The organism is Paenisporosarcina sp. P4_D4 (assembly GCF_056401835.1).
In genome coordinates this window covers 1-24,969 of the sequence record NZ_JBFUIO010000019.1, presented here as the reverse complement: position 1 = coordinate 24,969, position 24,969 = coordinate 1, and the positions used below count along the sequence as shown (strand labels likewise).

General features: G+C 39.7%; 32 protein-coding genes, 1 pseudogene and 1 riboswitch. Of the genes and pseudogenes, 13 read left to right on the top strand and 20 right to left on the bottom strand.

Annotated features, from left to right (window positions below; translation table 11 throughout):
- Window positions 1-6: 6 nt before the first annotated feature.
- From AC1DSL_RS07200 to AC1DSL_RS07180, 5 genes are all read right to left on the bottom strand, one after another.
- On the bottom strand, window positions 7-696 hold the full coding sequence (locus AC1DSL_RS07200) for a Type 1 glutamine amidotransferase-like domain-containing protein (protein WP_477531724.1): 690 nt from the start codon (window positions 694-696) through the stop codon (window positions 7-9).
- Between the two features lie 33 nt (window positions 697-729).
- Window positions 730-1,125 carry a group-specific protein gene (locus AC1DSL_RS07195; RefSeq protein WP_477531723.1) on the bottom strand — a complete coding sequence of 132 codons (396 nt, stop codon included), beginning with the start codon at window positions 1,123-1,125 and terminating at the stop codon, window positions 730-732.
- Window positions 1,122-1,334, bottom strand: coding sequence for a YwbE family protein (locus AC1DSL_RS07190; RefSeq protein ID WP_477531722.1), 213 nt, complete (start codon window positions 1,332-1,334; stop codon window positions 1,122-1,124). The genes AC1DSL_RS07195 and AC1DSL_RS07190 overlap by 4 nt, the downstream gene beginning before the upstream one ends.
- A gap of 152 nt (window positions 1,335-1,486) precedes the next feature.
- Window positions 1,487-1,786: a hypothetical protein gene (locus AC1DSL_RS07185; protein WP_477531721.1), complete on the bottom strand. Its 300-nt coding sequence runs from the start codon at window positions 1,784-1,786 to the stop codon at window positions 1,487-1,489.
- 80 nt (window positions 1,787-1,866) lie between these two features.
- Window positions 1,867-2,820, bottom strand: a complete 954-nt coding sequence (locus AC1DSL_RS07180; protein ID WP_477531720.1) for an ABC transporter substrate-binding protein — start codon at window positions 2,818-2,820, stop codon at window positions 1,867-1,869.
- Window positions 2,821-2,937: 117 nt separating this feature from the next.
- Between AC1DSL_RS07180 and AC1DSL_RS07175 the strand changes: the two genes are divergently transcribed.
- Genes AC1DSL_RS07175 through AC1DSL_RS07165 form a run of 3 tightly spaced genes read left to right on the top strand, consistent with a single transcriptional unit; the run spans window position 2,938 to window position 5,642 of the window.
- Complete coding sequence (locus AC1DSL_RS07175; protein WP_477531719.1) at window positions 2,938-3,936, top strand: FecCD family ABC transporter permease; 999 nt, start codon at window positions 2,938-2,940, stop codon at window positions 3,934-3,936.
- Window positions 3,937-3,939: 3 nt separating this feature from the next.
- A complete protein-coding gene (locus tag AC1DSL_RS07170) occupies window positions 3,940-4,977 on the top strand; it encodes a FecCD family ABC transporter permease (protein WP_477531718.1) in 1,038 nt (345 codons plus the stop codon).
- Entirely contained in the window at window positions 4,977-5,642 is a 666-nt protein-coding gene (locus AC1DSL_RS07165) for a (2Fe-2S)-binding protein (protein ID WP_477531717.1), read from the top strand. The genes AC1DSL_RS07170 and AC1DSL_RS07165 overlap by 1 nt, the downstream gene beginning before the upstream one ends.
- A 160-nt stretch (window positions 5,643-5,802) precedes the next feature.
- Here the strand turns inward: AC1DSL_RS07165 and AC1DSL_RS07160 are convergent, their stop codons facing one another.
- Window positions 5,803-6,576, bottom strand: a complete 774-nt coding sequence (locus AC1DSL_RS07160; RefSeq protein ID WP_477531716.1) for a 3D domain-containing protein — start codon at window positions 6,574-6,576, stop codon at window positions 5,803-5,805.
- Window positions 6,577-7,102: 526 nt separating this feature from the next.
- Here AC1DSL_RS07160 and AC1DSL_RS07155 point away from each other — a divergent pair.
- Together AC1DSL_RS07155 and AC1DSL_RS07150 are read left to right on the top strand one after the other, a co-directional pair.
- Window positions 7,103-7,540 carry an OsmC family protein gene (locus AC1DSL_RS07155; RefSeq protein ID WP_477531715.1) on the top strand — a complete coding sequence of 146 codons (438 nt, stop codon included), beginning with the start codon at window positions 7,103-7,105 and terminating at the stop codon, window positions 7,538-7,540.
- Between the two features lie 24 nt (window positions 7,541-7,564).
- Entirely contained in the window at window positions 7,565-8,356 is a 792-nt protein-coding gene (locus AC1DSL_RS07150) for an SDR family oxidoreductase (RefSeq protein ID WP_477531714.1), read from the top strand.
- A 90-nt stretch (window positions 8,357-8,446) separates the two neighbouring features.
- Here AC1DSL_RS07150 and AC1DSL_RS07145 read toward each other — a convergent pair whose 3' ends face one another.
- The 5 genes from AC1DSL_RS07145 to AC1DSL_RS07125 all read right to left on the bottom strand — a co-directional run bounded on the left by AC1DSL_RS07145 (window position 8,447) and on the right by AC1DSL_RS07125 (window position 11,334).
- Window positions 8,447-8,758 carry a putative quinol monooxygenase gene (locus AC1DSL_RS07145; RefSeq protein WP_477531713.1) on the bottom strand — a complete coding sequence of 104 codons (312 nt, stop codon included), beginning with the start codon at window positions 8,756-8,758 and terminating at the stop codon, window positions 8,447-8,449.
- Window positions 8,759-8,766: 8 nt separating this feature from the next.
- Complete coding sequence (locus AC1DSL_RS07140) at window positions 8,767-9,834, bottom strand: two-component system sensor histidine kinase NtrB (protein ID WP_477531712.1); 1,068 nt, start codon at window positions 9,832-9,834, stop codon at window positions 8,767-8,769.
- Window positions 9,835-10,131: 297 nt separating this feature from the next.
- Window positions 10,132-10,353 carry a GNAT family N-acetyltransferase gene (locus AC1DSL_RS07135; protein WP_477531711.1) on the bottom strand — a complete coding sequence of 74 codons (222 nt, stop codon included), beginning with the start codon at window positions 10,351-10,353 and terminating at the stop codon, window positions 10,132-10,134.
- On the bottom strand, window positions 10,283-10,558 hold the full coding sequence (locus AC1DSL_RS07130) for a GNAT family N-acetyltransferase (RefSeq protein WP_477531733.1): 276 nt from the start codon (window positions 10,556-10,558) through the stop codon (window positions 10,283-10,285). Before AC1DSL_RS07130 ends, AC1DSL_RS07135 begins: the two co-directional genes overlap by 71 nt.
- A gap of 257 nt (window positions 10,559-10,815) precedes the next feature.
- Window positions 10,816-11,334: a TraR/DksA C4-type zinc finger protein gene (locus tag AC1DSL_RS07125; RefSeq protein WP_477531710.1), complete on the bottom strand. Its 519-nt coding sequence runs from the start codon at window positions 11,332-11,334 to the stop codon at window positions 10,816-10,818.
- Between the two features lie 126 nt (window positions 11,335-11,460).
- Between AC1DSL_RS07125 and AC1DSL_RS07120 the strand changes: the two genes are divergently transcribed.
- Both AC1DSL_RS07120 and AC1DSL_RS07115 read left to right on the top strand, forming a co-directional pair.
- The gene (locus AC1DSL_RS07120; protein ID WP_477531709.1) at window positions 11,461-12,642 is read left to right on the top strand and encodes a YbfB/YjiJ family MFS transporter; all 1,182 of its coding nucleotides are present in this window, start codon (window positions 11,461-11,463) and stop codon (window positions 12,640-12,642) included.
- Window positions 12,629-13,000, top strand: coding sequence for a VOC family protein (locus AC1DSL_RS07115; protein ID WP_477531708.1), 372 nt, complete (start codon window positions 12,629-12,631; stop codon window positions 12,998-13,000). Before AC1DSL_RS07120 ends, AC1DSL_RS07115 begins: the two co-directional genes overlap by 14 nt.
- Window positions 13,001-13,157: 157 nt before the next feature.
- Here AC1DSL_RS07115 and AC1DSL_RS07110 read toward each other — a convergent pair whose 3' ends face one another.
- Entirely contained in the window at window positions 13,158-13,655 is a 498-nt protein-coding gene (locus AC1DSL_RS07110) for an N-acetyltransferase family protein (protein WP_477531707.1), read from the bottom strand.
- A gap of 91 nt (window positions 13,656-13,746) precedes the next feature.
- Between AC1DSL_RS07110 and AC1DSL_RS07105 the strand changes: the two genes are divergently transcribed.
- From AC1DSL_RS07105 to AC1DSL_RS07095, 3 genes are all read left to right on the top strand, one after another.
- Entirely contained in the window at window positions 13,747-14,193 is a 447-nt protein-coding gene (locus AC1DSL_RS07105) for a MarR family winged helix-turn-helix transcriptional regulator (protein ID WP_477531706.1), read from the top strand.
- A gap of 70 nt (window positions 14,194-14,263) precedes the next feature.
- On the top strand, window positions 14,264-15,592 hold the full coding sequence (locus AC1DSL_RS07100; RefSeq protein WP_477531705.1) for an NAD(P)-binding domain-containing protein: 1,329 nt from the start codon (window positions 14,264-14,266) through the stop codon (window positions 15,590-15,592).
- 18 nt (window positions 15,593-15,610) lie between these two features.
- Entirely contained in the window at window positions 15,611-15,808 is a 198-nt protein-coding gene (locus AC1DSL_RS07095) for a hypothetical protein (protein WP_016429595.1), read from the top strand.
- Between the two features lie 35 nt (window positions 15,809-15,843).
- On the opposite strand, the gene AC1DSL_RS07090 is transcribed toward AC1DSL_RS07095, so the two are convergent.
- Complete coding sequence (locus AC1DSL_RS07090; protein WP_477531704.1) at window positions 15,844-16,089, bottom strand: hypothetical protein; 246 nt, start codon at window positions 16,087-16,089, stop codon at window positions 15,844-15,846.
- Between the two features lie 25 nt (window positions 16,090-16,114).
- Entirely contained in the window at window positions 16,115-16,519 is a 405-nt protein-coding gene (locus tag AC1DSL_RS07085; RefSeq protein WP_477531703.1) for a GNAT family N-acetyltransferase, read from the bottom strand.
- Window positions 16,520-16,602: 83 nt separating this feature from the next.
- Between AC1DSL_RS07085 and AC1DSL_RS07080 the strand changes: the two genes are divergently transcribed.
- Entirely contained in the window at window positions 16,603-17,112 is a 510-nt protein-coding gene (locus tag AC1DSL_RS07080; RefSeq protein ID WP_477531702.1) for a hypothetical protein, read from the top strand.
- Window positions 17,113-17,122: 10 nt separating this feature from the next.
- Here the strand turns inward: AC1DSL_RS07080 and AC1DSL_RS07075 are convergent, their stop codons facing one another.
- Window positions 17,123-17,605, bottom strand: a complete 483-nt coding sequence (locus tag AC1DSL_RS07075) for a DinB family protein (protein ID WP_477531701.1) — start codon at window positions 17,603-17,605, stop codon at window positions 17,123-17,125.
- A gap of 143 nt (window positions 17,606-17,748) precedes the next feature.
- Here AC1DSL_RS07075 and asnB point away from each other — a divergent pair, with 143 nt between their 5' ends.
- Entirely contained in the window at window positions 17,749-19,596 is a 1,848-nt protein-coding gene (asnB, locus tag AC1DSL_RS07070) for an asparagine synthase (glutamine-hydrolyzing) (protein ID WP_477531700.1), read from the top strand.
- Between the two features lie 57 nt (window positions 19,597-19,653).
- Here asnB and AC1DSL_RS07065 read toward each other — a convergent pair whose 3' ends face one another.
- The gene (locus tag AC1DSL_RS07065) at window positions 19,654-20,418 is read right to left on the bottom strand and encodes a MerR family transcriptional regulator (protein WP_477531699.1); all 765 of its coding nucleotides are present in this window, start codon (window positions 20,416-20,418) and stop codon (window positions 19,654-19,656) included.
- A gap of 181 nt (window positions 20,419-20,599) precedes the next feature.
- A riboswitch (Lysine riboswitch) is annotated at window positions 20,600-20,782 on the top strand.
- 107 nt (window positions 20,783-20,889) lie between these two features.
- Between AC1DSL_RS07065 and AC1DSL_RS07060 the strand changes: the two genes are divergently transcribed.
- Window positions 20,890-22,290: an amino acid permease gene (locus tag AC1DSL_RS07060; RefSeq protein ID WP_342542792.1), complete on the top strand. Its 1,401-nt coding sequence runs from the start codon at window positions 20,890-20,892 to the stop codon at window positions 22,288-22,290.
- Between the two features lie 75 nt (window positions 22,291-22,365).
- Here AC1DSL_RS07060 and AC1DSL_RS07055 read toward each other — a convergent pair.
- The 4 genes and pseudogenes from AC1DSL_RS07055 to AC1DSL_RS07040 form a co-directional block, all read right to left on the bottom strand.
- Window positions 22,366-22,479: pseudogene (locus tag AC1DSL_RS07055) on the bottom strand (DUF2188 domain-containing protein); the annotation flags it as partial.
- A 436-nt stretch (window positions 22,480-22,915) separates the two neighbouring features.
- The gene (locus AC1DSL_RS07050; RefSeq protein ID WP_016429586.1) at window positions 22,916-23,080 is read right to left on the bottom strand and encodes a YjcZ family sporulation protein; all 165 of its coding nucleotides are present in this window, start codon (window positions 23,078-23,080) and stop codon (window positions 22,916-22,918) included.
- A 533-nt stretch (window positions 23,081-23,613) separates the two neighbouring features.
- Window positions 23,614-24,333 (bottom strand): YebC/PmpR family DNA-binding transcriptional regulator, encoded by a 720-nt coding sequence (locus tag AC1DSL_RS07045; RefSeq protein WP_016429585.1) that lies wholly within the window; start codon window positions 24,331-24,333, stop codon window positions 23,614-23,616.
- A gap of 181 nt (window positions 24,334-24,514) precedes the next feature.
- Window positions 24,515-24,679, bottom strand: coding sequence for a hypothetical protein (locus tag AC1DSL_RS07040; RefSeq protein WP_477531698.1), 165 nt, complete (start codon window positions 24,677-24,679; stop codon window positions 24,515-24,517).
- Window positions 24,680-24,969: the final 290 nt, after the last annotated feature.

Genomic DNA, 24,969 nt, shown 5'->3' with positions numbered 1-24,969 from the left:
TGCCCACTATTTCACACCTAAATAGTGAGTGGTTAAAATTGCTTCTTTTTCTTTGTCTACTCGATACCCTTTAGCATGAACACGTGAGCTTACAATTTTATGCAATTCTTCATCGATATAGTGTAAAGCAACCCCATCATCGGCAGCATAACCACTACCGATTTTCCCTTCCAGGATAAATTTCTGATAAGCTGATCGTCTATCTTCTTCCCCGTCATAATGTGGACAGTGACTACCTCGCAGAATACCTAAACAGGAGATCGGTTCCAGTCCTGAACCATAGGAATCGGTGATCCCATCTTCAAACCAGCAAAGAGACCCCGCACTCAAACCGGCAAGAATCGTCCCTTTGTCATAAGCTTGTCGAATGGTAACATCAAGTTCCCACTCGCGCCACAATGCCATTAGATTTTTGGTATTGCCTCCGCCAACATACAAGATATCTTGATTCATTATGAAGTCATTAATATCGCGTGTATGTGGTTTGAACAAGGACAAATGATTAGGTTCACACTCTTCCATGCGGAAAAAATTATAAAATCGTTCGACATATCCTTCCGCATCACCACTGGCTGTTCCAATAAAACAAATTTTCGGATTCTCTTTTGGACTTTGTTCAAGAATGTATCGATCCAACAAAGGGTTTTCCGGCTCCATTGAAAAGCCTCCGCCACCTAAAGCAATTACCTGTCTCATAACGACATCCCCCATCCTGCAAGTTGGTTGTTTCTACGATTTGGTGCTTTGGCAAAAAACAGTAGAAATCAATTCTTCAATCGACCCTTCGCAAATCTGAACGTCTGCCAAATGGTAAAACGTACTGGTCGTATCCATATCCATGGCTTCTAAGTTCGGCGAATACAAGAAGGTTTTCTTTTGCCAGGCAATGGCCAGTCCAAGTTCGATATGACTCCCTTTTCCACCAGGTAAAATCACAATCACCACATCGGAATCAGCGACTGCCTGTTTTTCAAGAATTCCTATTCGCTTTAAGTCTTCGAGTGAACAAGCTCGTTCGTTTTGTGTCCAATCATAGGTGTGATGCCACCCCAGCATCGTGAGTTTTCCGCTCACTGCCCTTACAATCTCCTTGTTTTGAAAACTGGATGCTACATAAAATTTCATACTAACTTATCTGAAGATAAAATATCGCACACTCTACCAACTTGACCATCTTCTAAACGGACTTTAATGCCGTGAGGATGATGGGCAGAATTGGTTAGCAAATTCTTCACAATCCCTTTTGTTTTCACTCCTGTACGTTGATCTTTTTTCAAAATAACGTTCACTTCTAACCCAGGTTTTACATCTGCACGATTTTGACCATTTGCCATGAGTCATCACCCTTTCTTTTGATTTATTTTATCATAAAAAGAGACATGCACTCCGACAATTCAGAATTGTCAAAGTGCATGTTCTTTTAGATAAACCACAGTTTAGTCTACAAACGGCGGACATCATTTGGTGGGTACGTATCCTGTTTTTTCTACCAACTCTTGTCCTTCATCCGAAAGAATCCAATCAATGAAGGCTTGAGCATGTGGGTTGCTGTTCCAGCAGTAATTGCGTAGAATTCCGCTGTTATCGGATATGTCCCTGAGCGAATGGATTCTTTATCCGGATAGACCCCATCCCCCTCCAGCAATCGTATTTTCTCATTTTTCACCATTTCTGTAGAGAAAAAGCGGAACGTATAACCGATAGCATTTTTGTGATTTTTATATTCGGCCACTTCATTGAAAACATCGCCCATGCCCGATTCAACATCTTGGGTGAGAGCTTCCATTTTAAACTTATATCTGTAAAAAAGTACAAAAAACTGCCCTTGAACAATTCGATATTGTTCAAAGGGCAGTGTTATCCTTCTTATTCGAAATGTTTCTCCAAATCATCCAACATCAACTGGGCAGCTAAGTAACCACCAGCTGTATTCCAAATTGTATCGTCCACTTTGAATACTTTATTTGCTTTCGCAACTTCAAGGTTTTGGAACAATGGATCATTAATCCATTCTTCTTCTAATTTTGTTGCTTCTTTGTCACCAGTTTCATACGTAAAATAGAACAAGATATCTCCATCCATTGCAGGGATTCGCTCTTTTGTTACTCCTCTTTCAGCGAAATCAGCAACATCTTGCTCAGCAGGACGTGCAAATCCAAGCTGTTCCAAAATGACACCCGAGAAAGTATCTTTATGGTAAATACGCACATCGCCAGCCATAAAACGAACCATTGATACTTCTTGTTGTGTTTTATCGCCTAAAGATGCTTTCATGTCTTCAATCCGATTATTATAAGCGTCCAATTTTTCTTGGCCAACTTCTTCTTTATTGATTGCTTTTGAGTAGAGTTTGAAATTTTCCTGCCAGTCGCCACGCAACGTTTCCGCAAAAACAGTTGGCGCAATTTTGCTTAACTGCTCGTATACTTTTTCATGGCGCATTTTATTACCGATAATCAAATCAGGTTTAAGTGCTGCAATCGCTTCAAGAGAAGGTTCAGACTCCTTACCTACTGGCTTCGTGTCTTTTAATTGTTCAGCTGTGTGTTCATACCAAGTATCTCCAGTGTACGCTTCGACAGCTCCTACAGGCGTGACGCCCATTGCAAGTAAAGCTTCCACACCTTCGTTAGTTAAAACAACAATACGTTTCGGTTCGCCTTTAATTGTTGTTTCACCCATTGCATGAGTCACAGTGTAGCTTTCTTCTTTTACCTTATCTTTGTCTTCACCACTAGTTGGTGTTTTTTCCTCTTTATTGCCACATGCAGCTAAAATGACTAGCATGAACGCTATTAATAAAAGACCTAATTTTTTCATGTTTTTTTCTCCTTTTATCATTCAATTGAGAATGAAAATCATTTACAACTAGTACTTTATCTGTTACGATTTTATTTGTCAACCAGTGTTTTTAAATAAAAATTTCAGGGGTCTTTTATGATACATACAAATAGTAAACGTGGATGGGGAATTGCAATTGGCGTTTTTACCATTCTTTTTCTCATGAGCGCCAGTCTGGTTTATGGCTATACCGATACGACCTGGCGGGATGCATACCTTTCTTTTTTCAATCCAAATGGTTCAAATGAACATCTTATTATTAAGGATGTTCGTTTTCCACGTTCATTAATCGCCGCATTCGTCGGTGCATGTCTTGGTGTTTCTGGTGCCATCATGCAATCAATCACACGAAACCCACTATCCTCACCGAGTATTCTTGGTGTGAATGCAGGTGCAAGTTTCTTTGTAGTTGTGGGCGTTGTGTTTTTCTCCGTGCAAAGTCTGCAGTCCTATATGTGGCTAAGTTTTGCCGGTGCAAGTTTTGCTTTTATTCTAGTGTTCGTTTTGAGCAGCGCAGGTCGTGAAGGCCTGACACCGCTTAAATTGACATTAGCAGGTTCCGCCATTACCGCTTTATTTGCTTCCTTTACACAAGGACTATTGGTATTAAATGAGACTGCACTTGATCAAGTATTATTTTGGCTTGCCGGTTCCGTGGCAAATCGACCAATCGAATTGCTAATCACTGCATTGCCCTATATGGCTATCGCTTTGGCAGCAACTTTCTTGCGTGCCAAAGAACTTAATGTATTGAGTATTGGAGACGATGTGGCAGTCGGGCTTGGTCAACGGACTATTTGGATTAAATTTTTCTTTGGTGCTTGTGCTGTGGTTTTGGCAGGGTGCGCCGTTGCTGTCGCTGGGCCTATTGGCTTTGTCGGCATTATTATTCCCCATTTAATCCGTTCTTTAGTCGGACTTGACCATCGCTGGATTCTTCCTTATTCAGCCATAGGGGGAGCCATACTTCTATTGTTGGCGGATATAGGAAGTCGCTATGTACTCATGCCTCAGGAACTACCAGTTGGTGTCATGACGGCTCTAATTGGTGTGCCGTTCTTTATTTTTGTGGCTCGCAGAAAGCTGGGGATTTAACAAATGAAAATTTTCAATCGAATAGATTTTACACGTCATCCTGTGATTGCCACTATCCTTGTGTTTGCTGCAGTTATTATGGTAATGCTGCTTTCTGCGGGGTCTGGGGAATTCCCACTATCTCCGAGCAAAGTACTTGCTGCTTTATTCGGTTATGGAGAAGAGTTCGACCGCATCATATTGATAGATTTTAGATTACCTCGTATTATGATGGCCCTTTTTGTAGGTATGGCACTGGCAGTATCTGGCGCAATCCTGCAGGGCATCACGAAAAACCCACTGGCATCTCCTGATTTAATAGGAGTAACAGCCGGAGCTTCATTCGCTGTAGTTTTATTTCTATCTCTATTTTCAGATGAAAATAATGCCCTCACCGTCAGTATTCAGTGGTTACCCTTATTCGCCTTTTTAGGTGCTACGCTAACCGCACTGATTGTCTTTGCACTATCATGGAAAAACGGCATCGCGCCGTTCCGACTTCTTTTGATCGGGATTGCAGTTGCTGCTTTTATGCAAGCAGGGACAACCATCTGGATTTTGATGGGTCCTATTTATCAAGCTAGTCAAGCAACGATTTGGACTACAGGCAGTATTTATGGAGCCAATTGGTCTCAAGTTTCGGTGTTGATGCCATGGGCTCTTTTATTGATATTGATTTCTCTCTTACTTCGTCGACAAATGAACATTTTGGAACTCGGCGATGATATTGCAACGGGGGTAGGGTCGAAGGTTAACCGAAATCGAGTCGTTTTGTTACTGATAAGTACCGGATTGACCGGTGTGGCAGTTGCGTTTGCTGGAGGAATCGGATTTGTTGGATTGCTTGCTCCCCATATTGCCAGAAGAATCGTGGGACCTAAATTTCAGTCGATGGTGTTATTTTCAGCGGGTGTTGGCGCATTGCTTGTCCTCATTGCAGACTGGATTGCACGTGTTGCATTTGCCCCAATTGAAGTGCCCGCAGGTGTTTGGACTGCAGCTGTAGGTGCACCGTATTTCATTTTCTTATTAATGACCCAACGGAAAAAAGGTAGCGCATAATGAAGAACCTCATAACGAAAGACCTGGCATCCAGTTTCCGATGGCATATGGACGAAGACGCATTGTATACACTGACCTTTGATCAATTATTTGATTCACAAGTCCGTGAGCACCTTTTTTCACGTTTAATGAGTGAATATGGAAGTCCTTCAAGAGGGCATGCCGCTTCGATGACAGCAAAACGAATCGGTTATATGGCAGCTCTCATGATTTATGCCCGTATTAAATATGGGGTTGTAGTTGAGGCAAACGAATGCCGATTTATTACCATTGAGGATAATTCCAAAAATTCTAGTTGGCTGCCAGTTTATTCGTTTCCAATCAATACTACTGAACCACTTCATACAACCGTTCAGTGGATTTCAAAAAATCTATATGCATCTTTATTGGTTCCGATGGTTGAGATGCTTGCAAAAGAAAAAGGCATTTCCCGTGTCGTATTGTTCGAAAATATCTTTACCTATGTAAAATGGATTTTGGAAACCGTACTCAAAGATCACGATACATTTCAGCGGTTAATCGATTTACCAGCCGAGGAATACGGGATGAGCAAACAACATCCCATCTCTTTATACGCATGTCATCAAGGGACAACACGCAAAACATGTTGTCTGTATTACCAAACGGAAGGTGCCAGCAAACCGTGTAAAAGCTGTCCACTGTAAATACCAAAAAAGCTTGGGCATTTTTCTGTCCAGGCTTTTTTCGTTCTAAGTTGCTTTTCATACGTCAATGTTGTGTTTTCAGAAGAAATGTCCGATATCCTATCGTCCCATGTCATTGCATAAAAAAAGATGAGTACAAGACTCATCTTTTCTAACACTATTAATCTAAGATTTTAATTTTGACTGTTTTACGACCCCAAGTTACTGCATCTTGCTCTTTAGCCATGAACAGATCAATAGTTTGACCTTTAATTGCACCACCAGTATCGCCGGCGATTGCTTCCCCATAACCTTCAACCCATACACGTGATCCCAATGGAATGACAGATGGATCTACCGCGATAACTTTTTGGTTCGGATTTGCACGCAAGTCAATACCCGTTGCTGTAGTACCAGAACATCCCGAGCAATAAGCGGTGTATGCTGTTGCTGTTACTGTCATCTCTTTAACTGAAGCTGAAGTTTGTACGGCAGCTGGTGCCGGAGCAGATGCTTTAGCAGTTGATTGAGATTGAGCTGGAGCTTTTGCTTTATTAGAAGCAGGTTTAGCCGTTGTATGCGCAGAAGCAACTTTTGTTCCTTCCAATACTAACTGGTCACCTGGGAAGATTAAATCACCAGAAATATTATTCCAAGTTTTTAATTCCTTAACTGTTAAGTTGTGCTTTTTAGCGATTTTGAAAAGTGAATCACCTTTTACAACAACATGTTTGTTTACTTTGTCTGCTACTATAAGTTCATCTGATGGATATATAAGAGTAGACTCTAAGTCGTTCCAATCTTGTAAATCTTGTACGCTAACATTGTTGTCCTGGGAAATAGACCACAATGTATCTCCTGATTGTACCGTATGGACGCTAGATGCAGATGCTTGTGCTGCCGTCCCTACTGATAGTGCTGCAATTGCAGTTAGTGCAACGATTTGCTTTTTCATAAATGAATTTCCTCCTTTTCACTAACGAAAACAAGCATACCACCCCCGCATTGCAGATCAATTGCAAAGCCGTGTGTAGAAGTTATCAATTGCGTGACAGGATTCGACACCTTGTTATATTTGTAATATATACGTTTATGTCCATATTTTATGGATAACATCCAACATCATCTATTTTTTCTTAAAAATACGTTTTCACATAAAGTCTCTGTAAAAATTGCGATTTCCTTCTATATAAAGAAAAAACATCTTTCCATGTGGAAAGATGTTCAGACTGTAGACAAACAATAATATGAGTATATACCTGTTTACTATTGAAAAAGATCGGATGCAAGAAAATGTTGATTTCCATTGCGGCGGGCACGGCTTCAGTCTCCTCGTCATTAGAAAAACCGGTGCTCCTGCATCGCTTTGCTAGCTTCGTCGCAAACGAATAGTGCAAACTTACATTTGCACTATTCGTTTCCTGCTATTTTCGTTAAATTCCTTTACACTGAAAAAAACAACATCAAGGAGGAAGTTCATCATGGCACTTCATTCATTTCATTTAACCGCAAATTGGCCCGGTCTCCGTAATGACGTAGGCACTATTGATACCGCAAACTTACATACCGTAGTTTCGATTCCACCAGAAATGGATGGACCAGGTATTGGAACAAATCCCGATGAAATGTTATTGGGTGCAGCCGCTACTTGCTACATTATTACACTCGCAGCTATGCTCGAACGAAGCAATATTGAAAAAGAAAGTTTGACGATGACGTCTGAAGGCATCGTTGATATTACAAATGGAATCATCACATATAAAAAAATCATTCATCGTCCCCATCTTATTTTATGTTCCGAAAAGGATTTGGATTTAGCTCGGAAACTGTCGCAGAAAGCCGAAAGCTCATGTATGATCAGTCGAGCATTAAAAGGAAATGTGGAAATCGAATTAGAAGCAAACCTGGAAGTTAATTAAACTCTATTAGAGAAGAGGGATCAGATGGATTTACAGTTACAAGATAAAATTGTTCTCGTGACCGCATCGAGTAAAGGTTTGGGAAAAGCAACGGCTTTGGAATTTGCAAAAGAAGGCGCAACCGTCCTATTATCGAGCCGTAATGTAGAGACATTGGATAGCACTGTTAAAGAAATCCAGCAGCTGACAAATAATCCGAAAGTCTATTACAAGAAATGTGACATGTCTTCTGTAGAAGACCTACATGCTCTTTTTTCATGGGTATCAAAAGAATTCAATGGTGTGGATATTTTAGTTAACAATACAGGTGGACCAACAGCTGGAGGATTCAAAGATGTAACAGACTCGGATTGGATGGCGGCATTTGAGAAAAACTTACTGAGTTATATCCGTACGACTCGTGCTGTTTTGCCTCACATGCAATCAAATGATTTTGGACGCATCATCAATATTGCTTCTTCTTCAACAAAAGAAGTGATTGATGGATTGATTCTCTCCAATACGTTCCGTTCCGGAATGGTCGGAATGACGAAAAGTCTGGCCCGTGAATATGCAAAGTATAATATTTTAGTGAACACGATTGGTCCTGGACGCATCGCTACTGACCGTGTGGCAGAACTTGACCATCTGGCAGCCAGTCGCCAGAATGTCTCTATAGAAGACATTGTCAAATACAGTGAGAGTCTTATTCCTATGGGGCGTTATGGACAGCCAGAGGAATTTGCCAAAATCGTATTATTCTTGTCTTCCCCCTTAAATACATATTTGACTGGTCAATCTCTGGTGATTGACGGCGGTATGTTAAAAGCGTTATAACTTTTCGCACCAGTCTTTCATGGATTGGTGCTTTTTTCAATTAATAAAAAAAATCCATTCTCTGAATAGAACGGAAGGATGACAAGAATTTTATGATAGACCCTTTCCGCCTAGTGGGGAAAACGTATTCATCGTATTCATTCCCTTAATAAGAGGGCGGCCTTTTTGTATCAACATTTTTACTGCATCAAGTGATAGAGAAGCTTTATGTGCTTCTGCGTTTTGCCAAACTTCAGTAACCCAAATCCCATCTGGTACTTCTTCTTTTACACTAACGATATAAAGCTCACATTCTTCCAGTGTGTTCATCGCCTCTGCAGCTTCCAACAATATACCGACCAATTCATCACGTTTACCTTCAATGGTCGTGATTTCTCCAAACATACCAAATCTGCTCATCATATTCTCCTTTACATACCAACCGGATATTGAGGTAATTTCAGGTGGAATGTGGTTCCTTGATCAATCACACTGTTCACAGTCATTTGTCCACCGTGATCATTAATTGTGGTAAATACTTGTGTTAACCCTAAGCCAGTGCCATCACTTTTACTTGAATAGAAAGGAGTTCCAAGCAAGTTTAGTTTATCTTTCGGAATACCCACTCCCGTATCACTGATTTTCACATGGACTAGGTCATCTTGAAAGTAATGCTCTATTCTGAGCTTTCCTTTTGATGGCATCGATTCGATTGCATTTTTTATCAAATTAAAAAACGCTTTCAAATATAGATTTTTCTTGCCATAAATATGTTTCCTACAATTCCTTATATCCATTTCAAGTTCTATATTATATAGCTTGTCCTGAAATAAGAAGACGATTGAATTCAACTCTTTACATATGTCGATCTCGACTAGCTGTTCTTCGTAAAGGTTCGGCCTAGATACTTGAAGTAAATTTTGCAATGTGTCGATGGCCTTCTCTAGTTCGCTTTCCATCGTGAATAAATAAGGATGTGAATTATGTTCTTTCAATAATTGCAGGAAACCTTTTACTGATGTAAGAGGATTTTTTACTTCATGTGCGATTCCAGCAGCAATCTGCCCAATTGAAGCCAATTTTTGTCGGTCATTTAACATTTTTTCAGTTTCTTTTCGAACTGTGATATCCCGCAATACGGTTTGAACGGCTCTTCTGTCACCGAATTGTACCGGATGACAGTATAGCTCGACATCGACCAGCGTCCCATCAAAACGCGTAATTGTTTGTTCGATCATGCGAGTCGGTTCATTTCCAATCATGGTTTTTTGAATTTTTTCCCGAATCATGTCCTTCATGTCGTCCTGAAAAATGTTTAAGAAATCCTTGCCAATGAACTCATCTTTTGAACCTCTTAGAAAATTCGAGCCGGATTGGTTAATATAAAGAACTTCTTGATTAACATGAATAATGATGGTTTCTACAGAGTATTCAATTATCTGACTGTACATTATTTCGCTATTTACTTTCGATTCCATAGACTCTAACACTTGATTCATGATTCGGCTCCATTCTACATTGGACTGGGCAAATATGTGAAGGATATCTAAAAAAACCGTTACAAATTGATAGTTACTCCAATGAAATATCTAATTAATATGAATTTTCTCTTAATTATATATATTGTAACTGATAATTTCATGAATGAAAACATATATTTACCATTTTTAATGAAAATATCAATGATTTTTAAGAGTTTCATCTAAAATAATTAGTATTATGTTCTTCATTGCAAAAAAAATCATATTTTCTTCTCGATTTTTCTATCTTTTTACCTAGCATAAAAAATTCTATTATTACTTAATAGAAATCCAAAATCTTCTCTTCATCACGCCTTCTTCCGTGATGAATAAATCGTCCTCTATTCCTCCGTTATTCATAATCACTTTAGCAGAACCTACATTGTCTTCATCACAGGTGATTAGAACTTGATCAATCTGTAGCTCTTTACATTTTGTTAAAACTTCTTTTAACAAGTAGGTTGCGTACCCTTTTACGTTCACTTGGAAGAATACCATATCCGATATGTCCTCCGATATTCCGCAAAAATTCGTTCAGTTCATGACGAATATCAACCATGCCGATTATTTGATCTTTACCGTCTATTAAAAAATAATGGGAACTTGGAACCCATGGATGTTCTCCCTTCGCACGTAAGTCCAATGCGAATAAAAACTCTTCATATGTATCAAATCCCGATAAATCCATACTACTCGGAACCATTCGATCGGAACCCCACTTCACCATGAAATTTTCATGTTGTTGTTTCCACTCAAGTGATGGTTTGACTAATCTCGTTCATGTTCCTCCAAATCAATTAAACGTTTAATCAAAAAAATAGTTACAGATACTTTTCAGGATAATTTAAATATTCTCATTTCTCTCATTATATGTGAAAAGCACCACTTTTGAATAGAGTCCAATTTGTTTGCGATTGAACAAAATAAAAACGAGGATTCTCTAGGAATCCTCGCGTGCATTTATTTTTTGTAAAAGTTTTTTTGATCGCTTTTCACTGCATCCTGCGGTGAATCAGAAGAACCGAAATTCTTAACATCATCAAAGCTATCTTCGTAATCTCGGACGCCACCTGTATCTTTTATTGGGTGTTCCGTCGAAGAACCAAGAATGTCTTCTTCCGGTGGTCTACCATCCGTGCCAAAATCATGATTTGCATGTTCAATGCACGTACGTGCAGTCGGCAATGCTTCCAGTCGTTCAAACGGAATATCTTCCCCACATACGGTGCAAATACCATATGTTCCATTTTCGATAGCCTGCAAAGCTGATTCTATTTGTTCGACTTCCTCTTCTTTATGGTGTTCAATTGCCATTTCTGTATTTTGATCAGTTAAATCCGTCGCGTTATCAGCCGGATGATTATCATAATTGGATAACTCCGTTGTTTCTAAATGATGGTCTTCATGAAGACGGTTTTTCACATCTTCCAGATCTTGAGTAAGTTGGACTTTTAGTTGTTTCAATTGTTGATCATTCATAAATAGTTCCTCCAAGTTCTTTTCGCTTTCCCTATCTATTTCCTTTATTGTGGAAATCAAACCTTCTTTTGAAATTTTGAATGAAAGGCGTATGATTATAGAAGAAAACTGGAGGAGGAATTCGCCTTGTCTAAAAATCCTTATTTACTTGTTACCGGAGGCGTTTTTGCTTTGTTTATTGCCATGAGTATCGGCCGCTTTGCCTACACGCCAATTCTACCTTTTATGCAACATGAAAGTGGCTTCTCTACCCGATTTGCCGGATATTTGGCATCATGTAATTATGCTGGTTATTTGGTAGGTGCCGTGATTGCAAGCGTCGTTCCTTTAAAGCGCAACCGGGCCATTTTTTTGCGTATTTCTATTGTCATCAGTATTTTATTAACGTTAGTCATGGGACTTACATATAATCATACCGCATGGATGGTCTGGCGATTCCTGTCCGGCATTACAAGTGCACTCGTCTTCGTCCTTGCTTCCAGTTTGATATTGGATCAGTTGGCCAAACAAAGTAAACTCGGTCTGGTCGGTGTCATGTATGGAGGGGTTGGTCTAGGAATTTTCGTATCAGGCATGCTTGTTCCACTATTAATAAACAAGTTTCAGTATGAAGGTGCCTGGATAGGACTTGCGTGTTTGGCAGCAGTATTAAGTATCGTAGTCTTCTCAACTGTTAAAGAAGACCACGCTGAACCGGCTATTAGTTCAGCTGTGAACATCTCAACCCCATCCAAAACACCAAAATGGCTACTATGGTTACTCGTAGCGTATGGGTTGGAAGGATTAGGTTATATCGTAACAGGCACATTTATTGTAGCCATCGCAGAAATGACTCCCGCTTTCAGTGGAAACGCTACAAGTGTCTGGGTATTAGTCGGTTTGGCTGCAATTCCTTCGTGTATCATATGGGCTTATTTTGGCAGTAAATTTGGCTACATGTTGTCACTGATGATTTTATTGATTATCCAGTCAATTGGTATCGCTTTGCCAGCCCTGTCTGAATCTTCTACAAGCTTTTATGTGAGTGCTATTTTATTTGGAGCTACTTTTATGGGGGTTACCACTCTTGCCACAGCATATGCTCGTAACAAAAATCCCCATGGCAGTGCGAGAGTTATCGCAATCATGACCACTATTTATGCACTGGGACAAATGTTCGGTCCCTCTATAGCAGGAGTTTTAACTGCCGAGACCGAAAGTTATGCATTAGCAATTTCTTGTGCAGCATCTGTAGTGTTTATCGGTGCACTCTTCTTATTGCCTTTAATCAAGCATGAAAGGTTGGAAACTAAAAATGATGTTAATTAAACAAATCGACCATATTCAATTGGCTGCTCCAATAGGAAGTGAAGAGACAGCACGCTCTTTTTATCGGGACGTTCTTTCTTTAGAAGAAGTCGAAAAGCCTGAAAGCCTGAAACAGAATGGCGGAGTTTGGTTTTCAAATGGGAGTGTTCATATTCATATAGGCGTAGAACAATCTTTTGTTCCTGCAAAAAAAGCGCATCCTGCATTCGAAGTAAGTGAACTCGAAGCATTGGCAGATCATATTCGCAGTAAAGGCATATCGGTCCTGACGGATGATAGATTACCAGGAGCCAACCGCTTTTATGTTAATGACCCTTTCGGAAACCGTTTAGAATTTTTGGAGTGGGTGGAAAAATGAAATCATGATTTAAAATGAAAACGTGACACCTGAGTTCAAGCGTCACGTTTTTGTCAGTTCATTTTTTATAGGCTCTGTTAAAAAAATGAGGGAATTTGCTCCCTTTCCGCGGACGAACAGGCAAGCCAACTCTGGCCAACCTTAAAATAAAAAGGTGTTAGTCAATTCCTACAAGCGTGCTGCGTCTTTCCAATACCGTATTGTCACGCCAGACCCCGTCCATCTTACCCATTCGCTCATGAGATCCGACTTCCCGAAAACCGCAGGACAAATGAAGTTTGAGGCTCGCTACATTTTCAGGGAAAATGACTGCTTTTAATGTCCAAAAACCCTTTTGTTCAGATGTTTTGATTAGTTCATGTAGTAAACGCTTGCCTACACCTCTACCTTTCGATTCTGGATGTACGTAGATACTGACTTCACCCACCCCTGCATAAACAGGACGTGCCGAAGTATACAGCACCTTCGCCCAAGCCAACACGCGATTATTTTCTACTGCAACCAAGTGACACTCGGGATGAGAGGTTTCCATCCATTTTTCATACGTTGGTGACTGTGTTTCAAAAGTGGCATTTTTCGATTTGATGCCCTCTTCGTAAATCTCCTTTACCTCTTGCCAGTCAGTTGCAAGCATGGGACGAATTTTTACGGACATTTTCATACCTTCTTTATCAATTTAATTTTATTTTAGTTTTTAGTTGCATCTTGCAAACAATTAACATATAACTATATTAAAGAGGTGAATCATGGAAAACAAACGTGAGTTATTTCAAGTATTGACCCGCCGCTTCGGCCTTTTGAATAAAAATTGTTGCGCCATTGGTGGCATTGATATTTCAGCTGTGCATAGTCATATTCTATACGAAATTGATAAACACCATGAACCAACCATGCAACAAATTGCAGAGCTTTTGGCAATTGATGTAACGACATTCAGTAGACAGATTCAAACATTAACCAAAATGGGACTGGTCACAAAATCCCCTTCCCTTGATGATAAAAGGTATTACATTTTATCCTTAACTACTCAAGGCAAATTCATGGCTACTGCCATTGAAACTTCCATGAATAATTACTTGGATGAAATTTTTTCACATATGAATGAATTTGAACAAGAAACAGTCTTGAGATCTATTAAATTATTGAACAATGCTATGGCAAAATCAAGTGTGTGCTGTACGCCTATTATATGAGCAAGAGAAATCTTGCTTATTTATTCACTATATAGTTGCATTATGCAAATAAAGGAAAGAGGAACTAACGATGAACAATGAAAAAATGAGTTTTAACATTTTGACGAATTGCTGTAGTTCTCCTGAATCTATACTTGAGGAATCGAATTTGCCAACGGTAATCGTCGGAGCAGGGCCAGTCGGCTTGGCTGCAGCTGCGCATCTGGCAGCTAAAAACGAACAGTTTTTGATAATCGAAGCCGGACCCACAGTAGGACATAATATTTTAAAATGGGGTCACGTCCGATTATTTTCCCCTTGGCAATATAATATCGACAAAGTGGCTTTGAAGCTATTGGAAGAAAGCCACTGGAAGGCACCTGTCATGAAGAGATTACCTTTTGGTAAAGATCTTGTGGAAGACTATTTAATCCCTTTAGCCAATCTGCCTCAAATTAACCCATTCATCAAATTAAATGCAAAAGTAGTGGCAATCAGTAAACAGGGAATGGACAAAATGAAAGATGCCAACAGAGATGGACAGTCTTTCATCCTGTATATCGAAGAAGAAGGCACAACTGAAAGAATTGAAGCAAAAGCAGTCATAGATGCTACTGGTACTTGGGCACAACCAAATCCTGTGAATGCAGATAACGTGTGGACAAAAGGGGAAGAATTGCTTTCACCTCATATCACATACGGCATTCCAAATATAAAAGAATCAGAACGTATTAAATTTGAACAAAAACGTGTGGCTGTTGTAGGTGGTGGTCATTCTGCAATCAATACAATCTTGGAATTAGCTGAATTGGAAGGAACGGAAATCGCGTGGATTTTGCGTAAGAATCGTGTCGAGGAAGTTTATGGTGGAGAATCCCGGGATGCACTTCCAGCAAGAGGTCAATTAGGTTCACGTATTCATCAACTGGTGGACAGCGGCAAAATTAGCGTTCATACCCCTTTCCTGGTAAACGAAATCTCTAAAGAGAATGGCAAGTTAACCATTCATGGTACTATGAAAAACGAGAGATACTCAATTGATAATATCGATGAAATCATTGCAAACACTGGCACTCGACCTGATTTCAGTTTCCTGCGTGAAATTAGACTCGACATTGATTCTGCTATCGAGAGTGTATCTGCCTTGGCACCACTTATTGACCCGAATATTCACAGCTGCGGGACCGTTCGTCCTCACGGAGAAGCTGAACTTCGGCAACCAGAAAAGAACTTTTATCTTGTGGGCATGAAGAGTTACGGGCGTGCGCCAACATTTTTAATGGCCACTGGCTACGAACAAGTCCGTTCCATTGTTGCCCACTTAACAGGTGATCAGGATGCGGCAAAACGTGTGGAACTGGATTTACCTGAAACAGGTGTTTGCAGTACAAATACCGGAGGGAAGAGTTCATGTTGTTAACAATATGGAGGGTTTAAAATGGTTGTAAACAATGGCGGGAATTTATCAATAGCTTATTTTATCGCTTATCTGAATTTAATTATCCAAGCGAAGCAATGCTCCGTTATCTGTGCACAACAATACATGCTCGAAAAATTCTTTAAAGGAAATCCGAACCACTTTGGTCCAGTAACCTATCAGTCATTTATACAGGCAACTGGTGTAATTAATAAGTGATGAATTTTGGCATAGTTACCTTGAAATTTAGGTAACTATGCCTTCTTTTTACTGTTTTTTTCATTGCCATGTTTAAAGTTTCCTGTGATTTTCGCAAGAGCCAACTGGATTTCTTTATCTGATTCAGCCGCTTGAATTTTTGAAATCAACCTCTCTGCTTCCTTGCCTTTTACAATTTTGATTTCTTTCCCCTTAAAGTCAATAAAGACCGAATTATTTTTACTCACTCGATAACTAAAAACCTCTTCATCCAGACGATTTCGTTTATCTATATTACTCATCTTTTAAAACATCCTTTGTAGTTAGTTAATTCCATTCAGGTAATGTTTTACGGAATCCATAAAAAGGTCTGAAGCCATGTTGTTCATAATAAGTATGTGACGTCGAGCTTGCCAACATTTCCATTCTGGTTGTTGGGTATTGGTTTTGTACAAACTTGAGCAACTGTTGCCCAACTCCCTGACCGCGTACCTGTTCACTGACGAGGATTTCACAAATATAAAGGGTGATTGCTTGATCGGTCATTCCCCTCACATAGGCAACTATTACTTCATTGATTGTTGCAACATACGCAATATTGGAATGATCCCATGCTTTTTTTGTGTCTTCTTCTTTTTCTACGAGATTATTCCATCCTTCCAGCTGGTTCAATTGCTTGATGAATGGATAGTCACTCGGTTTGTATGGGCGGATTAGTATGGAAGGCTTCATGTTATTACCTCAATTTTATATATGTTTATTTTTTACATTGTTGTATGATTTATCTATACGCTTTAATGAGGGTGGTGCAACCGATGTTTAAGAATGAAAAGCTGACTATCGGCGTATTTCTTCTAGCAATTTCTGAAGGAATTTATTATACATTCAAGGCAAGGGATTATGTTTATATGGAAGACTACATGATTCACATTTCACTTTTAACCATGGTCATTTTTCAAACGTTTTTTTTGCACGTTTTTCTGATAGAGCCTACTCAACAAAAACGCAAGAATCGGGTACTTTTATTTCTATACGGGATATTGATTGGTTTACCGATTTACTACTTCATCATACATCCTCAATATACATTTCATGATGCTCAATTGTTAATTGAACAAAAAGAACAAGTAGAGCTGCCGAACAAAGACAATGTTGAGAAATTCAATGTTGATGATTTTGGATGGAAACATACAAAAAAAGTTCCTACACACGGCAACAAAGAACTTTATTTTATCGCGGCTATTAAAGATGCAAAGATCTTATACTACACTTTCAATCCAAGAACAGGTGAATATTTCCTCTTCCATGAAACTAACCCTGAGTAAAATGAGCTCCTCAAGGCTTTAAAGTTGTGAGTCCTTTTCTAATCAAATTTGCAGATACCGGTTTTTTCCCTAACTCACGAGACCAAACTGATAACTGTCCTATATGGTGGATTTCGTGCGCTATGGTGTGGCGCATCACTTCTCCCCATGTGAGAATTTCGATGCTTCCATCCTGTCTGGTTTCTTGTAATTCGTTCATTTCCATATGGTTATCCCATGCATGGACAAACTCTCTTACGTCTTGTTGAAAGAGCGCATCCAATTCCTTCACCCGCTCCAGACTTTGATACTCTTCAAAACTCTCTTGGAAATCAGGCTTGCCTTGCAAGACACGAATCCAGCTCCACTCCACATCGATAATATGGAATAATGTGTGCAAAATCCCCCCCACTCCACCTGTCCGGACTTTTAATAATTCCTCCTGAGGTACGCCTTCACACCATTTGTACCATTCTTCTCTTACGATCCAGTTGTACTGAAAAAATGTTTTCATCTGTATTCTCCTTTCTCTTCCACTTAAATAAGTAATTCGCCAATCAATCGATAATTTCCTATCGTATGAGCATTATTGTTTTTTTTTGCATAGGCTAGAAAGATGCAAATGAAGAGTTTTTGAGTTAGAAGGGATGAGAATCAATGTGTGGAATTACAGGATGGGTTCACTTTGAACGCGACTTGCGAACACAAGCATCTGTAGTTGAAAACATGACAAAAACATTGGCCAAACGCGGACCAGATGATGAAAATGTATGGTTGGAAACACATGCAGTATTTGGGCACCGACGATTGACAGTTGTTGATCCTATAGGTGGCAGGCAGCCAATGACGAAAGTACATCATGATACCCGCTATACACTTTGCTATAACGGAGAATTATATAACACGGAAGATCTTCGGAAGGAATTACTGCGAAAAGGCTATACCTTCTCTGGACACTCCGATACAGAAGTACTACTGACTTCCTACATTGAATGGAAAGAACAGTGTGTGGAATATTTCAATGGCATATTTGCCTTTGCCATTTGGGATGAAAAGGATCAAAAAGTGTTTATTGCTCGCGATCGTTTAGGCGTAAAACCGCTGTTTTATACTGAACATGGCGGGGGCTTGCTTTTCGCTTCAGAAATTAAAGCTCTTCTTGCCCATCCAGATATGAAAACGCAACTGTCTCGCGAAGGATTAGCAGAAGTGCTGGCTGTGGGGCCATCCCGAAAACCCGGTTCCGGGGTATTCCATGGAGTGAAGGAATTGCGACCTGCTTACGCATTAACCGTTTCACGCCAAGGTCTTCGAATTTGGCGCTACTGGAACGTCAAAAGTGAACATCACACAGATTCAGTGGATGAAACGGCAGAAAAAGTTCGTTTCCTCGTAACGGATGCCGTCGAACGACAACTTGTATCAGACGTGCCACTCTGTTCCTTTTTATCAGGCGGGGTTGATTCCAGTGCCATTACGGCCATAGCAGCCAATCGTTACAAACATGAAGCAAAAGGACCTCTTCATACTTATTCCATTGACTATGAAGATAATGCCAAGTTTTTTAAAGCGAATGAATTTCAGCCGAATGCCGATGGACCTTGGATTGATAAGGTCGTCAATACATTCGGAACCGTGCATCACTCTTCCATCATTACGCAAGATCAATTAATAGATCATCTGACTGAAGCTGTGCATGTCCGTGATTTACCTGGTATGGCGGATGTCGACTCCTCCTTGTTATGGTTTTGCAGAGAAATAAAAGAGGATTTCACAGTTGGTTTGTCTGGAGAGTGTGCGGATGAAATTTTTGGTGGTTATCCATGGTTTCACAATGCTAATGATTTAAATGGCACTGGTTTTCCGTGGATGCGCTCCACAACCGAGCGAGTCTCCTTATTAAAAGATGATTGGCGCAAAAAACTCAAACTCGAAGATTACGCACGTCAGGCCTATGAACAGAGTGTTGCTGAAACTCCTCGTCTCGATGGCGAATCAAGTCTTGAAGCAAAACGGCGAGAAATGTTTTATCTGAATATGGTTTGGTTCATGACAACACTTCTTGATCGTAAAGACCGTATGAGTATGGGAGCAAGCTTGGAAGTACGCGTACCATTTGCAGATCACCGGCTTGTCGAATATGCCTGGAATATTCCTTGGGAAATAAAGATGGCGGGAAATCGGGAAAAAGGTATCTTGCGAAAAGCATTAGAGGGCATGTTACCTGACGAAGTCCTTTACCGCAAAAAAAGCCCTTATCCTAAAACCCATAATCCGTATTACACCGACCGTGTCCAAGGCTGGCTGAAAGACATTCTGATAGACAAAAATTCGATTCTGCATGAACTATTTGACCGTGACCGGTTGAATGAATTGGTTGAGTCGAAAGGAACTGCATTCAAAGTTCCATGGTTTGGTCAATTGATGTCTGGGCCACAGCTTCTTGCCCATCTCGCTCAAATGCACGTTTGGTATAAAGATAACAATATTCAATTGATTGATTGATTATTTCAACGAAAGAAAGAGCAGATTGAAGTCGAATTGACTCAATCTGCTCTTTTGTTATGACTTCATACCGGTAAAAATTTGAATGGCATCATTGAAGAATGCAGCCGTTCCAGGCTGTTCTTTATCATAGTAGGCAGTAAAGCGTTCATCATCCACATACATCTGCCCAAGTCCTGCATGTGCTTCCTTGCTATACTTTGGCCAATAGTACATAAGCCATTGTTTATGCAGTTCAGCGGCTTTTTGGGCTTTCTCACTTGCGGGATCTCCCGTCTTGAAAGCTTCCGCTAAAGTCATGGCAATTTCATTGGCAAGCTTTGTTACTTCATCATGCTGTGCCTGCGTCATGTTCATTACTTTGCTATTTGATTTATCGACCGTGTCATCTCCATATTTCGCCCGAATTTCCTTGCCGTATTGTTGTTCATTATCATCTACCATTTTTTGTTTGAAGCCTTCAAATTTCTCATCGTTCGTCATGGTACTTCTCCCTTCTGTTGAAGAAATCGTTTTTTCCACGTTGGCAATCAGTAGATCGAGCTGCTTTCGTTTGTCGAGGAGTTGTGAACGATGATCATTCAAGGCTTTCACACCATCAAATGAAGGATTGTTCACGATTTGTTTGATGTGTTCGAGACTCAAACCCAGTTCTCTATAAAACAAGATTTGCTGTAACTTATTGACTTCCGCTTGGCCATATATCCGATATCCTGATGAATTGATTCTCGCCGGCTTGAGAAGATTCATCTCGTCATAGTATCGCAATGTGCGTGAACTGATTCCCGACAATTTCCCTAATTTTTGAACTGTGTATTCCATCTCGTCACCTCCTCTTGATTTCATCGTACACCTTGACGTTGCGTCAATGTCAATTGGAAAATCTAAAAAACTTGCAATAAGCTGAACTTTCGTACACTACTATAGTAAATCATTTCAATTGACTAATCATTTAAACGTATCTATATTAGTACAGTGAATAAATATAGCCCTCATCAGCTTAAGATGAGGTAGAGATCGCGATAAATAATAGTTACTTGAAAGAAAGTCAGAGAACTGAACTTGCTGATTTCAAGCGAAAGAATTTTTCGCAGAAGCACTGTGTCGCTCTGATTACTAATGCTGGGACTGGCACTGAATAAGTGCAGAACTGTCATAGTGATTGACCATGAAAACTATCTTTTTGTCTGATTCGGTTTTTGCACACCGTTTCTGATTGCGTTTTATGTACATTTATTTTACAAATCATGTTTTTTGGGTAGATAGAAAATGAACTGAAAGGAGCATATGCTTATGAACACGAACAAAAAACTAGGTTTATGGATTTTAACTGCGTTAGTAGTTGGAAATATGGTGGGATCCGGCATTTTTATGCTCCCCCGCACTTTGAGTGAAGTTGCAAGCCCTGCCGGCGTATTATCCGCTTGGTTGATTACGGGATTTGGAGTGTTGATGATTGCACTCGTGTTTGGCAATCTTGCATTGAGAAAACCTAATTTAACTGGTGGTCCACAGATTTATGCAAAGGAATTGTTTAAGCCGGGCAGTAACGCTTCCACGTTGTCAGGATTTATGTCTTCTTGGGGATATTGGATTGGGAATGTTGCTGGTAATGTTGCCATCATCACCACTTTTGCAGGTTATTTGTCCACGTTCTTCCCTATTTTAGTTAATCAGGCTGAACTGTTTACCATTGGTAACTTCACTTTAAAAATGGGGAATGCACTTACCTTTACAGTTTGTACATTATTGTTATGGGGTGTGCATTATATCATCCTAAACGGTCTAGAAAATGCCGGGAAGATAAATTTTGTTGCCACTGCCACGAAAGTAATTGGATTCATATTATTTATTGTAATTGGTCTATTTGCATTTCAAAAAGCAAACATTCTTCCTTTTGTAGCGCCGAGATATGATGAGCTTGGACAATCTATTGGTCTTTTGGGGCAAGTTAATGGTGCAGCAGTAGCAACTCTTTGGGCATTCGTTGGTGTTGAATCTGCCGTAGTATTTGCATCTCGTGCTAAAAAACCAATCGATGTTAAGCGTGCAACGACGATTGGACTACTTATTGCTCTAACCATTTATGTAGGGATCAGCACGCTAGTTTTAGGAATGTTAAGCCATGAAGCACTAATCGCTTCTGATAAACCACTTATCGATGCCATTTCAACTGTGTTGGGACCAGTCGGTGGAAAAATTCTTGCCGCCATCGGTCTGGTCAGTTTATTTGGTTCCACAATTGGTTGGGTTATGCTGAGTGCTGAAATTCCTTACCAGGCAGCAAAACAAGGTTTATTTCTCCCTTCATTCGCAAAAGTGAATAAGAATGGGATACCTGTCTTTTCTTTAGTCATCACTAATTTAGTTGCACAGGTGTTCATATTCTCCACGGTATCAAATACGATAGCAGCCGCTTTTGATTTCATCATTATCGTCGCAACGCTGTCATATTTAGTTCCTTATTTCATTTCTTCTGCTTTCCAGTTGAAGCTGGTCTTTACTGGTGAAACATATAAAAATGGAAGAGGTAGAATTACGGATGGGATTATAGGAGTTCTTGCTACCCTTTACTCCATTTGGGTTATTTATGCAGGTACAGCCGACCTCAAGACTTTTACATTTGGTGTAATCCTATTAGCCAGCGGGATTCTGTTTTACAGTCGAGTTAAAAAAGCAAACAACAACATTTAATACCCAAAACGCCCACTTCATCTATGAAATGAAGTGGGCGTTTTTATGTGTTTAAGCTTCAATCATAGTCATACATCCTTCTTCCATTCCATCCTGAAGAAGTGCGTTGGCAATTTCGATAGCTTTCTTGCGGACAGTCGTGTCCAGGTTTTTCAATGAATCCGGATAATCATTGTTGTTCCAAGGCATGAAAAAAACTCCTTTTTTTATGTAACTGTTCCCGTAGATCATTTAATCAAAACAACATATGCTGAAACTTTTCAAAAGGGATTTATTTTTTTGTGCAACCTGGAATATGATTCTGTCTACCTGGAGTGTCAATCTGTCTACCTGGAACCTTAAACTGTCTACCTGGAGTTATGCTATTTGAAAATACCCCAAACCTTTCGTAACTATGAAGGGGAAATAGTATTTTATACAACCTGGAATGCGACTCTGTCTACCTGGAACCACAAACTGTCTACCTAGGCCACATTCTGTTTCCCCAGAAGTAGCGAAGGTGGAGCAATATTCGAGTTTCATTAAAAAAGAGTGCTGTTTAGGCACTCCTTAAATCAGTCGGTATTTTTTAGGGGAAATTCGAGTGTATATAACCATCTTACTTTCGAGAGAATTTCCTATTTTACTAGCATTTTCTATGGTGGAAAGATGCACCGATGATAATTAGTAAAATGAAAAGAACTACAATTATTGCAAAAGTACTCCCGCCTCTACGAGAGCAGTGGTCGTATTGACCACCACATGGTCCATAGCCACCACATTGACCGTAACCGCCGCCGTAATAATCCATGATAAAGTCCCCCTTTCCTTCAAAGATTCTTATATGATATGAAGGGGATGATGAAGGACCTAGGGATTTAGCGGAGTAAATGAGCTTTTTTGTTTACTGAAATGATGATTCCTTTTACAATTTATAGGATATTCTTTGACAAAGACCATTGTGTGTGTAATAATAGTCAAGTTAACATGTAAGGTAACAATTAAGTTTTGAAATTCTGGCATCTACTCGATGTTTTTGATTAAACTTATTCACACTGGCGCGACTATAGGGTCGCAAGGACGTAAAAGAAGGTAGGGTTTACGTTGCTTAAGGAAGACACCCAGTGGACAAATGACCGCGGCACGGAAAGCAAGGAACACTTTCTTAGGAAATTATTCCCCGAATATTCGGGATGAAAAATTATCATTCAGACTTTATGTTATCTTATCTATATAAGGGACATGCCCAATTGGGTATGTCCCTTTTCCAATTTTAATTTGAAATCACAATAAAAGCCGTACCTACTGCCAGGTTCCCCTGGACTCGGTGCGGCTTTCTATTATTTATTCACCTAAGTCCACGTTATGGTAGACTTGTTGAACGTCTTCTAGGTCTTCAATCGCATCAATCATTTTCTCGAATTGCGCTTGTGCATCTTGTTCAAGCGTGATGTCATTTTGTGCTAGCATCGTCAGTTCAGCAACTGTAAATTCAGTAATTCCTACGTTCTTGAATGCTTCTTGCACAGCATGGAACTGATCAGGCTCAGCATATACAATCACTGATTCCTCTTCTTCTAATACGTCACGCACATCAACGTCCGCTTCTACTAAAAGTTCAAATACTTCGTCTGCTGATTTGCCTTCAATCCCAATGACAGCCGTTGCGTCAAACATGTAGGCAACCGATCCACTTACACCCATGTTGCCACCATTTTTACCAAATGCCGCGCGTACATCAGAAGCTGTACGGTTTACGTTGTTCGTCAGTGTTTCAACGATAACCATCGATCCGCTTGGACCAAAACCTTCATAACGAAGTTCATCGTAGTTTTCTTCCGAACCGCCTTTTGCTTTTTCAATCGCACGATCAATAATAGTTTTTGGCACACTGTACGTTTTCGCACGCTCAAGTACGACTTTAAGTGCACGGTTTGATTCTGGATCCGGCTCACCTTGTTTAGCTGCCACATAAATTTCGCGACCAAACTTTGCATAAATCCGACTTGTATTTGAATCCTTTGAAGCTTTCTTTTCTTTAATATTATTCCACTTACGTCCCATATCGTTTCACTCTCTTTCACTTATATGTATCTATATCATACTATTACTAAAATGGCCGCTTATGCACTTGCCTACTGTTGCATTATACACCAAGAGACATAAAAGTTTCGAGTGAAATCTCATTCCGGTGACAACAGAAATACCAACAAAAAACGAACCCCATCAGAGCCCGCCTTTTGTTTTAGAGACCTTCAGTACTGATACGTGGTTGTGTGACCACAGTCTCCGTATTTTCATTTTTTTCTTCCGATACATCATTTGAGGAAAGTTTTACATTCTTTTTCTCAGTTTCCTTATGTGTCATGATTCTTTCATCTTGTTTATCTTTGTTCATGGGTTCAAACATAGGTACACCTCCTCAATATGTTTGTTTAGATATAGGTATACCCGCAATTTACTTTTATCACACCCTTCAAGTACTAGCGGAGATTCTTTTCCAAGGATCACAATAAAACCATTTTATTTTCATACGTATGCAATTCCGAAAAGACGAATGTTTTTTAATGTTATTATTAAAATTGTTCGATTTTTAACTTAATATTCACTTGAATCTATGAATTTTGTAAGTTAGTATTGTCAAATATAGATTTAAGTGAATCAATTTGCGAATTCCCATTCACACAAAATATTTACAAG